Source organism: Microbacterium sp. MYb45 (assembly GCF_002979655.1).
GTDB lineage: Bacteria > Actinomycetota > Actinomycetes > Actinomycetales > Microbacteriaceae > Microbacterium.
In genome coordinates this window covers 1104106-1116663 of the sequence record NZ_PCPG01000001.1, presented here as the reverse complement: position 1 = coordinate 1116663, position 12558 = coordinate 1104106, and the positions used below count along the sequence as shown (strand labels likewise).

Sequence of the window (12558 nt, the reverse complement as noted above, 5' to 3'; positions counted from 1 at the left end):
GAGCACTGAGCAATGTCTGACGAGGAAAAGGGCGAGTTCCTCATCGTCACGGGAATGTCCGGCGCGGGTCGGACCACGGTGGCGAATGCGCTGGAGGATCTCGGCTGGTACGTCGTCGACAACCTCCCGCCCCAGATCCTCCGGCCGCTGCTGGATCTGACCGATATGGGTGGCAATGCGCTTCCCAAGGTCGCCGCCGTGGTCGATGTCCGGGGGCGCAACCTCTTTGACGACTTCCCCGGCGTCGCGCGCGCTCTCCGGTCTCGAGGGTCTGTCCGCGTCCTGTTCCTCGACGCCTCCGACGACGTCCTCGTGCGGCGCTTCGAGTCCGTCCGACGGCCGCATCCGCTCCAGGGGGATGGGACGCTCCTCGACGGGATCCGCATCGAGCGCACCAGACTCGCACCGATCCGTGAGGCGGCCGACCTGGTCATCGACACCTCGCGGCTCAACATCCATCAACTGGCGACGCAGGTTTCGGACATCTTCTCGGAGGAGGGCGCGGCGCGCCACCGCGTGACGCTCCTCAGCTTCGGATTCAAGTACGGCCTGCCGACCGACGTCGACATCGTCGCCGACATGAGATTCCTGCCCAACCCGTTCTGGAACGAAGAACTCCGCGGCCTCACCGGCCAGGACGAGACGGTTCGTGACTACGTTCTCTCGCGGCCCGGTGCGATGGAGTTCCTGGACGCCTACTCGACCGCCCTCGTCCCGGTCCTCGAGGGGTATCAGCGAGAGAACAAGAGCCACTCCACGATCGCGATCGGTTGCACGGGGGGAAAGCACCGTTCGGTCGCGATGTCGGAGGAGCTCGCGCGCAGGCTGTCCGCGATCCCCGGCGTCGCCGTCAACGTCCGCCATCGAGACCTCGGCCGAGAATAGCGGTCCGCCCGGCCGAGTAAGCTGGACGTTTGCGCCGCGACCCGGCGCGTGAACGTGAAGGAGTGTCGTGGCACTAACCACCGACGTCAAGGCCGAGCTGGTCAGCATCCGCAATGCACCCCCGACGGTGCGAGTTGCGGAAGTCACCGCGATCCTCCGGTTCGCCGGTGGTCTGCATTCGATCGCCGGCCGCGTGGCCGTGGAGGCCGAGGTGGACGCCGAGACTCTCGCGCGCCGCGTCGCACGTGACCTCGCCGAGATCTACGGCGTGCGTCCCGAGATCGCGCAGGTGCAGTCGAGCACCGCGAACGACGGTGCCCGGTGGGCCGTGCGGGTGATCGCCCAGGGCGAGACGCTCGCCCGTCAGACGGGGCTCCTCGACCAGCGGCGGCGTCCCGTGCGCGGGCTCCCGAACCGCCTCACGACCGGTTCTCGGGCCGAGGTCGCCGGCCTGTGGCGCGGAGCGTTCCTCGCCGCCGGCACCCTGAGCGAGCCGGGCCGTTCGGCCATGCTCGAGGTCGTCTGCCCGTCGTCGGAAGCGGCGATGGCCCTCGTCGGTGCCGCGCACCGGCTCGGCGTGGCCGCCAAGGCTCGCGAGGTCCGCGGCATGCCGCGTGTCGTCGTGCGCGAAGGGGAGGCGATCCGCACCATCCTCAACGAGATGGGCGCGCAGAAGACCGCCATCGCGTGGGAAGAACTCCGTCAGCGCCGCGAGGTCCGGGCCGGGGTCAACCGCCTCGTGAACTTCGACGACGCGAACCTGCGCCGCTCGGCGCAGGCCGCGGTCGCCGCCTGCGCGCGTGTGGAGCGCGCACTCGAGATCCTGGCCGACGAGGTGCCCGATCATCTGAAGGTCGCCGGAGAGCTGCGTCTGGCTCACCGGGATGCCAGCCTCGACGAGCTCGGCCATCACGCCGACCCGCCGCTGACGAAGGATGCCGTCGCTGGCCGCATCCGCCGCCTGCTGGCGATGGCCGACAAGCGCGCTCAGCAGGAGGGTATTCCGGGCACCGAGGCCGCCGTGCCCGTGGGACTCGACGTCTGAGAGAATCCCTGCATGAGTGTCTTCGGCTGGCGCAGTGCAGAGTTCGGTGAGGCGACGGTCGAGACGCCGTTCGCAGAGACGATCCGTGATGCGATCACGGTCCTCGGCGTCGCTCCCACGATCACCGAGGGGCCTTTCGTCCGCTGGTACGACGGCGCGCGGCAGATCTCCGTCCGTCCGTCGCGCAGTGGCGGTGCGCAGATCCTCGTCGCGCACATGGATGCCATCGCTGACGAGGAGTATCGGAACTTCGAGTCCCTGCCCGACTCTGCTCTTCCCTACCGGTGGCGCGCGGATGACATCGGCCTCCTCCCCGACGGCAGCTACCTGCCGGGGGAGCGGGTCGTCGACGATTTCGACGCGCTGGCTCCGGTCCTGACCCGGACACTCGTCACGCTGTGCGAGGCGACGGCCGCGCTGGGGGACGGGCGTTCCGAGGCGCAACTGCACGTCTGGTACGCCGAACCGGCACATGACGCCCTCGCCAGGGCCGACCGTTGGGCGGCGCGTCGCAAGACCTCGCTGAGCATCGCGTTCAAGGCGGGGACCGGGAACATACATGTGATGCCGGTGGGCGGGAAGGCGCACGCAGAGCGGATCTCGTTCCCCGCCATCTCCGAGAACGCATCCATCGCCGCGGGCGCGCTCCTGGAGCAGATCGTGGCTACGGGGGCGCCGAATCCGGCGGCGCTCCGACAAGACTCGCTGATGTACGTCGACCGTCGCAAGCTCGTGCTCAGTCCGTTCGCCCTCGGCATCCCGCAGATGGGGCTGAACGCCTGATCCGGGTCGACCGGTCCGAACCGTCATATGGCGGAAGGTTCCGGGGCGCACCCGCGTTGTCGTCAGTAGGATGAAAGATGTCCGCTCTACGCCGCACATCGGCGGCGCGGAGGATCGGCAAGCGCCGCGGCGCGGCGCGGATTGGATGAAAGCGATATGGCGACTTACACGCTCCCCGACCTTCCCTACGACTTCGCAGCCCTCGAGCCGCACATCAGCGGCAAGATCATGGAACTGCACCATGACAAGCACCACGCGACGTACGTCGCGGGCGCGAACACCGCGCTCGACCAGCTCGCAGAAGCCCGCGAGAGCGGCAACCTCGCGAACGTCAACAAGCTCGAGAAGGACCTCGCCTTCAACCTCGGCGGCCACGTCAACCACTCGATCTTCTGGACGAACCTGTCGCCGAACGGCGGAGGCCAGCCCGAGGGCGAGCTGAAGGCGGCCATCGATGAGTACTTCGGCTCGTTCGAGAAGTTCCAGGCGCACTTCACCGCGGCGGCGACCGGCATCCAGGGCTCCGGCTGGGCCGTGCTCAGCTGGGACTCGATCGGCTCGCGCCTGATCATCCAGCAGCTGTTCGACCAGCAGTCGAACACGGCGCAGGGCACCATCCCGCTGTTCCAGCTCGACATGTGGGAGCACGCGTTCTACCTCGACTACCTGAACGTCAAGGCGGACTACGTCAAGGCCGCGTGGAACATCGCGAACTGGGAGAACGTCGCCCAGCGCCTCGAGGTCGCCCGCAAGCAGACGAACGGCCTGCTGGTACTGTCGTAATCGGGTCGCGTCCCGACGGGCCACGGCTCGTCGGGACGCCCTCTCAGCCAAAAAACCCCGCGCTTCATACATGCTGGAAAGCTGTGTGCAGCGCACGAGAAACAGGGAGACCTGAGTGTCTGTCAAGATCGGTATCAACGGCTTCGGCCGCATCGGACGCAACTACTTCCGCGCGGCTCTCGCGCAGGGAGCGGACCTTGAGATCGTCGCCGTCAACGACCTCACCGACAACAAGACCCTGGCGCACCTGCTGAAGTACGACTCGGTGGGCGGCGTCCTCGACGCCGAGATCAGCTACGACGACGAGAGCATCACCGTCAACGGCAAGGTCATCAAGGCCTTCGCCGAGCGCGACCCCGCCGGCCTCCCATGGGGCGAGCTGGGTGTGGACATCGTCATCGAGTCGACCGGCTTCTTCACCAAGGCCGAGCTCGCCAAGAAGCACATCGAGGCCGGCGCGAAGAAGGTCCTCATCTCGGCTCCGGGCACCGGTGTCGACGGCACGTTCGTCATGGGCGTGAACGAGGACACGTACAACCCGGAGACGGATCACATCATCTCCAACGCATCTTGCACCACGAACTGCCTCGCACCGCTCGCGCAGGTCTTCAACGACGCGTTCGGCATCGACCGCGGCTTCATGATGACCGCGCACGCGTACACCGCCGACCAGAACCTGCAGGACGGCCCGCACAGCGACCTCCGTCGTGCACGCGCCGCCGCGATCAACATCACCCCGGCTTCCACCGGTGCTGCCAAGGCCATCGGCGAGGTGCTCCCGGAGCTCCAGGGCAAGCTCAGCGGCTCGTCGTACCGCGTTCCGGTTCCCACCGGTTCGATCGTCGACCTCACCCTCATCACCGACCGTGAGAACCTCACGGTCGACGAGGTCAACGAGGCGTACAAGAAGGCTGCTGCCGAGGGTCGCCTCGCCGGCTACCTCCAGTACAACGAGGACCCGATCGTGTCGAGCGACATCGTGCACAACCCGCACTCGTCGATCTTCGACTCGACGCTCACCAACGTGAGCGGCAACCTGATCAAGGTCTCGAGCTGGTACGACAACGAGTGGGGCTACTCCAACCGTCTCGTCGACCTGACCGAGTACGTGGCCGAGCGCCTCTAAGCTCAGGAACATGACTCTGCGCACCCTGGACACACTGGGGTCGCTCGAGGGCAAGCGCGTCATCGTCCGTTGTGATCTCAACGTCCCGCTCCGGGACGGGATCATCACGGACGATGGCCGTGTCCGCGCCTCGCTGCCGACCCTCAATGCACTCATCAACGCGGGCGCCCGCGTCGTCGTGTGCTCTCACCTCGGACGGCCGGATGGCGCGCCCGACCCGCAGTACAGCCTGGAGCCGGTGGCTCAGCGGCTGTCCGAGCTGCTCGGCGCTCCGGTCGCGTTCGCACGCGACACGGTCGGCGAGTCGGCGAAGGAGGCCGTCGCCTCGCTCGAGGACGGCGGGGTCGTCGTCATCGAGAACCTGCGGTTCAACCCGGGGGAGACCGCGAAGGACGAGTCCGTGCGCGCAGCCTTCGCGGCTGAGCTCGCCGAGCTCGGCGACGTGCTCGTCTCCGACGGATTCGGGGTCGTGCACCGCAAGCAGGCGAGCGTCTACGAGCTCGCCGAGCTGCTCCCGTCGGCGGCCGGTCTGCTGATCGCGGCCGAGCTCGACGTGCTCGACCGCCTGACCGAGAACCCCGAGCGCCCGTACGCGGTCGTGCTCGGCGGGTCGAAGGTCAGCGACAAGCTCGGCGTCATCTCGCACCTGCTGCCGCGCGTCGACAGGATTCTCGTCGGTGGCGGAATGCTCTTCACCTTCCTGAAGGCGCAGGGGCACGCTGTGGCTTCGAGCCTGCTGGAAGAGGATCAGCTCGAGACGGTTCGCGGCTACATCGCCGAGGCGGCCGAACGCGGTGTCGAGCTCGTGCTCCCCACCGATGTCGTCGTCGCCGCATCGTTCGGCGCGGACGCCGCGCACGAAGTCGCCGCGGCGGACGCGATCGAGTCGACGCCGTTCGGTGCCTCCGGCATCGGACTCGACATCGGTCCGGAGACGGCAGCACGCTTCGCCGACGTCATCCGCGAATCGAAGACCGTGTTCTGGAACGGCCCGATGGGCGTGTTCGAGTTCCCGGCGTTCGCGGCCGGCACCAAGACCGTCGCGCAGGCGCTCACCGAGGTCGACGGCCTCAGTGTCGTCGGTGGCGGCGATTCCGCCGCGGCCGTGCGTCAGCTCGGATTCACCGACGACCAGTTCGGTCACATCTCGACCGGCGGCGGCGCGAGCCTCGAGTTCCTCGAGGGCAAGAAACTACCTGGGCTGGAGGTCCTCGGATGGGTGTGAACTCCCGTACCCCGCTGATCGCGGGAAACTGGAAGATGAATCTCGACCACCTTCAGGCGGTCGCGTTCGTGCAGAAGCTGCACTGGACGTTGAAGGATGCCAAGCACGAAGACGGATCCGTCGAGGTCGCGGTCTTCCCGCCGTTCACCGACATTCGCAGCGTGCAGACGCTCATCGACGCGGACAAGATCCCGTTCGCGCTCGGTGCGCAGGATGTGTCGGCACACGACTCCGGTGCGTACACTGGTGAGGTCTCCGGTGCTTTCCTGGCGAAGCTCGACGCGAAGTACGTCATCATCGGCCACTCGGAGCGTCGTGAATACCACGCCGAGGGCGACGATGTCGTGGCGGCCAAGGTGCAGGCATCGCTCAAGCACGGTCTCGTGCCGGTGATCTGCGTCGGTGAGACCGCGGGCGACCTGGAGAAGTTCGGTGCGAGCGCCGTTCCGGTGTCGCAGCTCGAGGCCGCGCTTCAGGGCGTGTCCCCGAAGGCGGAGATCGTGGTGGCGTACGAGCCGGTGTGGGCGATCGGCTCCGGCCAGGCCGCGACGCCGCAGCAGGCGCAGGATGTCTGCGCCGCTCTGCGTGCGGTCGTCGCGAAGGTTCTGGGCGACGAGGCAGCCGCGCGCACGCGCATCCTCTACGGCGGCTCCGTGAAGGCGGCGAACATCGCCAGCTTCATGCGCGAGCCCGATGTGGACGGCGCACTGGTCGGCGGGGCGAGCCTCGTCGTGGACGAGTTCGCAGCGATCATCCGCTTCGAGAAGCACGTCGGAGTGTGAGTGCAGCGGGGCTGCGGCCCCGCTGCACCGTATACTTGACCGTTACGGGGGCGTTCCGGCCCCAGCGAAAGGCTCTTTCTCGTGGCAATTCTCGAGTTCGTCCTGCAGGTCGTGCTGGGCATCACCAGCGTTCTGCTGACCCTCCTCATCCTCCTGCACAAAGGTCGGGGCGGTGGACTGTCCGACATGTTCGGTGGAGGCATGACCTCTGCGGTCGGCTCCTCCGGTCTTGCGGAGCGGAACCTGAACCGCTTCACCGTCGTCCTGGCATTGACATGGTTCGTCGCCATCGTCGCGCTGGGCCTCATCACGAAATTCGAGGTCATCTGATGGCTACCGGTGGAAACGCCATCCGCGGCACCCGTGTCGGCTCCGGCCCGATGGGCGAGCAGGATCACGGTTATCACGCCGACCGCATCGCGGTCTCGTACTGGGACGGACTCGGCAACGAGACCGTGCGCTACTTCGCTGCGGGACTCCCCGAAGAGGAGATCCCCGAGACGATCGATCACCCGCAGTCGGGTCTCCCGGCCGGGCGTGACAAGGAGAACCCTCCTGCTCTCGCGAAGGCGGAGCCGTACAAGACGCACCTCGCGTATGTGAAGGAGCGTCGTACCGACGAGGAAGCCGTCCAGCTTCTCGACGACGCACTCACGCAGCTGCGCGAGCGTCGGGGACAGTGACCTCGAGCTGACATCGAAGAAGCCGCCGTGAGCGATCACGGCGGCTTCTTCCGTTCCCGGGTCTGTTTCGTGGCTCAGCGGCAGCCCGCTGCGGCGTCGATGTACTCCTGAGGCGGGTATCCGTAGGCCCAGACCCCGTTGGCATCGTCGGTGTATCCCATGCTGATGGCCCACGCAGTCGCCCATTTCTCGATGCTGTCCTGTGTCGACGCGTCGTACATGTCCTCGCACTTGACACTGATCGCGTGACCGACCTCGTGCGCGACCAGTGCCTTGCTCCGCTCCGCCGGCCACTGCTCGGCGACCGAGTTCGACAGCTCGATGTTGGCGCGGCCGGGGTCATCCCACCACCACGTGGTGTACCCGCCCATGCTGCCGTTGTAACCCGCGCCGTTGACCACGGGGGACCAGTCGAATTCGAGGAGCACCCCGGGGGCGAGCGAGCGGGCGAAGGCCTCGATCTCCAGGCGAGCACCTCGCAACGGCCCCGACTTCTCCGCCATCTCTTCGGACTCGGTCGCGATGACCTGCGCGCCGGCGTCCTGCAATGCGACATAGGTGGTCGCCGCGTCGTCATCGACGGTCGTCGCCGCCAGCGCATCCGCGGCGGCGCTCCGGAGCGCGATCACGGCATCGTTGCGGGCTGAGGGGTGTGCCGTCTCGAAACCCGCTGCCGCCTCACCGGCTGCGGTGAGCACGCCCAGGCCACTCTCCTGAACGGCCTCCTCGGCTTCGACGGCGCTCTCGGACGCGGTTTCGAGCTCCTGCGCCAGTTCGTCGAGCGCGCTCTCGTCCTCGACGAGCGCCGCGGACGCTCCGAACAGCTCCCAGAACCAGACCGGCTTCTCCTCGGGGGACGGCAAGGCGGTGGCGAGGAGCTTCTCCGCGACCCTTCCGGCTTCTTCCCCCTCGGCGACGGCGGTCGACAGTGCAGAGACGGTCTCCTCCGGCACGGCGATCTGTGCGCTGCCCGCGTCCAGGATGACGTGGCCGGCATCCGTCGCCCGGGTCAGCACGTCTCGGGTGTGAGCGGTTTCCGACGTGATCGCCGTCGCGGTCCGCAGGGTGTCGGCGAATCGGTCCGCGGCAGCGTCGTAGCCGAGGTTCGCGGACAGCTGGGTGATGCCGAGGGCGGCGATCACCGCGGCGCCGCCGAGAACGCCGATGAGGAGGCCTTGATGCGGGCGTCGGCGAGCACGGGGACGCGCGGTCGGATTCGGACTCGAGGAGAAGCGCGCCGGCAGCTCGTGGGGCCCGCGTGTCAGGGGGATCGAAGCCTCCAGGCCGGACGGAAGCGGGGCGGTCACGTCGTGCCCATTCGATGGTGCCTTCCGGTCGGAGACTGCGAGAGTCGATGCTTTCAGAGTATTGGACCGACCGCCGAGCATGCGAGAAGGCCCCCACCGTTTCCGATGGGGGCCTTCTGATCCGGAGGGGCTGACGGGAATCGAACCCGCATCATTAGTTTGGAAGACTAAGGCTTTACCACTAAGCTACAGCCCCGGATCCCCGCGGAATCTCGGGGACGGGCCGGAGTCGCATCTCCGGACTCATCGATCATACCGGACAGTCGGGGGTGCTCTCGTCCGTTAGACTCGGTGGGGCTGAATCTGCGTGCGGATTCCCCGGGGCGTAGCTCAGCTTGGTAGAGCGCCCGCTTTGGGAGCGGGAGGTCGCAGGTTCAACTCCTGTCGCCCCGACACGGCCCCACGGACCTTACAGCCGCGATACCGCGCGGAAATCACAAGGAGAACACACCAGCATGGCGAACAGCACCGTCGAGAAGCTGACCCCGACCCGGGTCAAGCTCACCATCACGGTCACCCCGGACGACCTCAAGCCCAGCATCGCGCACGCCTACGAGCACATCGCTCAGGACGTGCAGATCCCCGGCTTCCGCAAGGGCAAGGTCCCGGCGCCCATCATCGATCAGCGCATCGGCCGCGGTGCGGTCATCGAGCACGCGGTGAACGAGGGCCTGGACAAGTTCTTCCGTGACGCCACGGTCGAGCACAAGCTGCGCGTCGTCGGCCGTCCGGCCGCCGACATCACGCAGTGGCCGAACGAGAAGGACTTCTCCGGTGACCTGCTCGTCGACATCGAGGTGGACGTCCGCCCCGACATCGAGCTGCCCTCCTACGACGACATCACCGTGACGGTCGACGCCGTCGAGGCCGACGAGGCCGCACTGGATGCCGAGCTCGACAACATGCGTGCGCGCTTCGGCACGCTGGTGCCGGTCGACCGTCCGGCAGCGAAGGGCGACTTCGTCGAACTCGACCTCGTCGCGACGATCGACGGCGCAGAGATCGACCGCGCCGAGGGCGTCTCCTACGAGATCGGCTCCGGCGAGCTGCTCGAGGGCATCGACGACGCGATCGAGTCGCTCACCGCCGGTGAGGACACCACGTTCCGCTCGGCTCTCGTGGGCGGCGACCACGCCGGCTCCGAGGCCGAAGTCTCCGTGTCCGTCAAGGCCGTCAAGGAGCGCGAGCTTCCCGAGGCCGACGACGACTTCGCGCAGATCGCGAGCGAGTTCGACACCATCGCGGAGCTCCGCGAGAGCCTGGCTGAGCGCGTCGCACAGCAGGGCGTCTTCACGCAGGGTTCCGCCGCGCGCGACAAGCTCGTCGAGGCGCTGCTCGAGAAGATCGAGATCCCGGTTCCGCCGCAGCTCATCGAGGACGAGGTGCACAACCACCTCGAGGGCGAAGGCCGTCTCGAGGACGACGTGCACCGCGCCGAGGTCACCGAGGCGAGCGAGAAGCAGTTCCGCACGCAGGTGCTGCTCGACACGATCGCCGAGCAGGCCGACGTGCAGGTCTCGCAGGAAGAGCTGAGCCAGTACCTGATCCAGTCTGCCGCGCAGTACGGGATGGCTCCGCAGGAGTTCGTCGAGGCGCTGCAGTCCTCGAACCAGCTGCCCGCGCTCGTCGGTGAGGTGGCCCGGAACAAGGCCCTCGCCATCGCGCTCGGCAAGGTCAAGGTCGTCGACAGCAATGGCAAGGCCGTCGACCTCTCCGACTTCATCGTCACGGACGACGAGGCCGAGACCGAGGCGGAAGCCGAGGAGAAGCCGGCCAAGAAGGCTCCGGCCAAGAAGGCTCCCGCCAAGAAGGCTCCGGCCAAGAAGGCCGAGGCCGACGCTGCGGACGAGACCGCCGAGAAGAAGCCGGCTGCCAAGAAGCCCGCCGCCAAGAAGGCTCCGGCCAAGAAGGCTGCCGACAAGGCTGAGTGATCGGACACGATCCAGTGAAGAGGGCGGGTGCTGCGGCATCCGCCCTCTTTTCCATCCAGGGAGGGAGCAGCGATGAAGACGTGGGATGAGCGCATCGACGAGGTGTGGGAGGACGCGACGGGCGAAGAGGTCGGCGACGACACGATCGCGCGGATCGATGCCCTGGCCGCCGAGCGCGGATCGGACGACGCACGCGCGGAGTTCGAACGTGCGGGTGCGCGCGACTCTGCGGGGAAGCCGGCCGAGGCCGTGGAACTGTACCGGCGCGCCCTGCAGCTCGGTCTCGACGAGGAGCACCGCCCGCAGTGCGTGATCCAGCTGGCGAGCTCCCTGCGCAACCTGGGGGAGTACGACGAGGCTCTCGCCGTCATCCGTGCCGAGGAGGAGCTGTCGGCTGATGGGCCCTATCGCGACGCCGTCGCGACGGTCCACGCACTCATCCTCGCGAGTGCCGGGCGACCGGCGCAGGGGCTCTCGGTCGCGTTGCTCGCCCTCGTGCCGCACCTCCCGCGGTACCACCGCTCGATGACGGCCTACGCCCACGAGATCGCCGGCATCGACACCTGATATGCCGACGGCGAACACGGCCTGAGTGCTGCGTTGTCGCCGGTAGATTCGAATCACTGAAACACGGAATCAGGAGCTGACATGGCTGCAGAACCCCTCCTCGCAACGAGCGTCTTCGACAGGTTGCTGAAGGACCGCATCATCTGGCTCGGCTCGGAGGTGCGAGACGAGAACGCGAACGAGATCTGCGCGAAGATCCTTCTTCTCGCCGCAGAGGACTCCGAGCGAGACATCTACCTCTACGTGAACTCGCCGGGTGGCTCGATCACCGCGGGTATGGCGATCTACGACACGATGCAGTTCGTGCCGAACGACATCGTCACCGTCGGCATCGGAATGGCAGCCTCGATGGGCCAGCTGCTGCTGACCGCGGGCACCAAGGGCAAGCGCTACATCACGCCCAACGCCCGGGTGCTGCTGCACCAGCCGCACGGTGGCTTCGGCGGTACGTCGAGTGACATCCAGACCCAGGCGCAGCTCATCATGTCGATGAAGAACCGCCTCGCCGAGATCACCGCAGCGCAGACCGGCAAGTCTGTCGAGCAGATCAACGCCGACGGTGACCGCGACCGCTGGTTCACCGCCGAGGAAGCGCTCGAGTACGGCTTCGTCGACCACATCCGCGAATCGGCCTCCGACGTCATCGGCGGCGGCGGAACCGACCAGGACACCGAGTAACGGAAAGCGAAAGGACGCTCATGTACACACCCACCTTCCGCGCTGCCGGTGACCTGCCCTCCAGCCGCTACGTGCTCCCGCAGTTCGAGGAGCGCACGGCCTACGGGTTCAAGCGTCAGGACCCGTACAACAAGCTGTTCGAAGACCGCGTGATCTTCCTCGGCGTGCAGGTCGACGACGCGTCGGCCGACGACGTGATGGCGCAGCTCCTCGTCCTGGAGAGCCAGGACTCCGAGCGTGACATCACGATGTACATCAACTCGCCCGGTGGTTCGTTCACCGCGATGACGGCGATCTACGACACGATGCAGTACGTCGCGCCGCAGATCCAGACCGTCGTGCTCGGCCAGGCGGCATCCGCCGCGGCCGTGCTGCTCGCGGCCGGCGCACCCGGCAAGCGTCTCGCGCTGCCGAACGCCCGAGTGCTGATCCACCAGCCCGCGATGGGCGAGGCCGGCCACGGCCAGGCTTCGGACATCGAGATCCAGGCCGCGGAGATCCTCCGTATGCGGACCTGGCTCGAGGAGACCCTGGCCGGGCACACCAAGCGCACCCCGGAGCAGGTGAACCGTGACATCGATCGCGACAACATCCTCTCCGCCGCGCAGGCGCTGGAGTACGGCATCGTCGACCAGGTGCTCACCACGCGCAAGCGGGTCTGAGACCGTTCGGTTCTGAAGGGGCGTCCGTCATCATGACGGGCGCCCCTTCGCCGTGTCCGGCGAATGTGCACGCGCTGCGGGCGTTCTGCTCATATGAGCAA

At 67.3% G+C, this 12558-nt stretch carries 14 protein-coding genes and 2 tRNA genes; 14 read left to right on the top strand and 2 right to left on the bottom strand.

The genetic code is table 11. The annotated features are described in order from the left end of the window. Positions 1 to 12 precede the first annotated feature (12 nt). The 9 genes from rapZ (at position 13) to CQ034_RS05315 (ending at position 7312) form a co-directional block, all read left to right on the top strand. Positions 13 to 885 carry an RNase adapter RapZ gene (gene rapZ / locus CQ034_RS05355; protein ID WP_029261617.1) on the top strand — a complete coding sequence of 291 codons (873 nt, stop codon included), beginning with the start codon at positions 13 to 15 and terminating at the stop codon, positions 883 to 885. A 67-nt stretch (positions 886 to 952) separates the two neighbouring features. Continuing rightward, complete coding sequence (gene whiA / locus CQ034_RS05350) at positions 953 to 1930, top strand: DNA-binding protein WhiA (protein WP_017202788.1); 978 nt, start codon at positions 953 to 955, stop codon at positions 1928 to 1930. Between the two features lie 12 nt (positions 1931 to 1942). Then, the gene (locus CQ034_RS05345) at positions 1943 to 2713 is read left to right on the top strand and encodes a hypothetical protein (RefSeq protein WP_105710160.1); all 771 of its coding nucleotides are present in this window, start codon (positions 1943 to 1945) and stop codon (positions 2711 to 2713) included. Between the two features lie 156 nt (positions 2714 to 2869). After that, positions 2870 to 3496, top strand: coding sequence for a superoxide dismutase (locus CQ034_RS05340; protein ID WP_029261619.1), 627 nt, complete (start codon positions 2870 to 2872; stop codon positions 3494 to 3496). Between the two features lie 115 nt (positions 3497 to 3611). Continuing rightward, positions 3612 to 4622 carry a type I glyceraldehyde-3-phosphate dehydrogenase gene (gap, locus tag CQ034_RS05335; RefSeq protein ID WP_105710159.1) on the top strand — a complete coding sequence of 337 codons (1011 nt, stop codon included), beginning with the start codon at positions 3612 to 3614 and terminating at the stop codon, positions 4620 to 4622. Positions 4623 to 4632: 10 nt separating this feature from the next. Next, the gene (locus CQ034_RS05330) at positions 4633 to 5847 is read left to right on the top strand and encodes a phosphoglycerate kinase (protein ID WP_105710158.1); all 1215 of its coding nucleotides are present in this window, start codon (positions 4633 to 4635) and stop codon (positions 5845 to 5847) included. Continuing rightward, positions 5838 to 6629: a triose-phosphate isomerase gene (gene tpiA / locus CQ034_RS05325; protein WP_105710157.1), complete on the top strand. Its 792-nt coding sequence runs from the start codon at positions 5838 to 5840 to the stop codon at positions 6627 to 6629. Before CQ034_RS05330 ends, tpiA begins: the two co-directional genes overlap by 10 nt. A gap of 81 nt (positions 6630 to 6710) precedes the next feature. Further along, positions 6711 to 6959: a preprotein translocase subunit SecG gene (secG, locus tag CQ034_RS05320; RefSeq protein WP_029261623.1), complete on the top strand. Its 249-nt coding sequence runs from the start codon at positions 6711 to 6713 to the stop codon at positions 6957 to 6959. After that, entirely contained in the window at positions 6959 to 7312 is a 354-nt protein-coding gene (locus CQ034_RS05315) for an RNA polymerase-binding protein RbpA (RefSeq protein WP_017830291.1), read from the top strand. The genes secG and CQ034_RS05315 overlap by 1 nt, the downstream gene beginning before the upstream one ends. 74 nt (positions 7313 to 7386) lie before the next feature. Here CQ034_RS05315 and CQ034_RS05310 read toward each other — a convergent pair whose 3' ends face one another. Together CQ034_RS05310 and CQ034_RS05305 are read right to left on the bottom strand one after the other, a co-directional pair. Then, positions 7387 to 8619 (bottom strand): hypothetical protein, encoded by a 1233-nt coding sequence (locus CQ034_RS05310; protein ID WP_105710156.1) that lies wholly within the window; start codon positions 8617 to 8619, stop codon positions 7387 to 7389. A 125-nt stretch (positions 8620 to 8744) separates the two neighbouring features. Beyond that, a tRNA-Gly gene (locus CQ034_RS05305) sits at positions 8745 to 8815 on the bottom strand. A 123-nt stretch (positions 8816 to 8938) separates the two neighbouring features. Here CQ034_RS05305 and CQ034_RS05300 point away from each other — a divergent pair. The 5 genes from CQ034_RS05300 (at position 8939) to CQ034_RS05280 (ending at position 12457) form a co-directional block, all read left to right on the top strand. Further along, positions 8939 to 9012 (top strand) — tRNA-Pro (locus tag CQ034_RS05300). Between the two features lie 62 nt (positions 9013 to 9074). Beyond that, positions 9075 to 10550, top strand: a complete 1476-nt coding sequence (gene tig, locus CQ034_RS05295) for a trigger factor (protein WP_105710155.1) — start codon at positions 9075 to 9077, stop codon at positions 10548 to 10550. Between the two features lie 72 nt (positions 10551 to 10622). Beyond that, on the top strand, positions 10623 to 11117 hold the full coding sequence (locus tag CQ034_RS05290) for a tetratricopeptide repeat protein (protein ID WP_105710154.1): 495 nt from the start codon (positions 10623 to 10625) through the stop codon (positions 11115 to 11117). 81 nt (positions 11118 to 11198) lie between these two features. Further along, positions 11199 to 11795, top strand: a complete 597-nt coding sequence (locus CQ034_RS05285) for an ATP-dependent Clp protease proteolytic subunit (protein ID WP_017830295.1) — start codon at positions 11199 to 11201, stop codon at positions 11793 to 11795. 20 nt (positions 11796 to 11815) lie between these two features. Further along, positions 11816 to 12457 carry an ATP-dependent Clp protease proteolytic subunit gene (locus CQ034_RS05280; protein ID WP_029261627.1) on the top strand — a complete coding sequence of 214 codons (642 nt, stop codon included), beginning with the start codon at positions 11816 to 11818 and terminating at the stop codon, positions 12455 to 12457. Positions 12458 to 12558 lie beyond the last annotated feature (101 nt).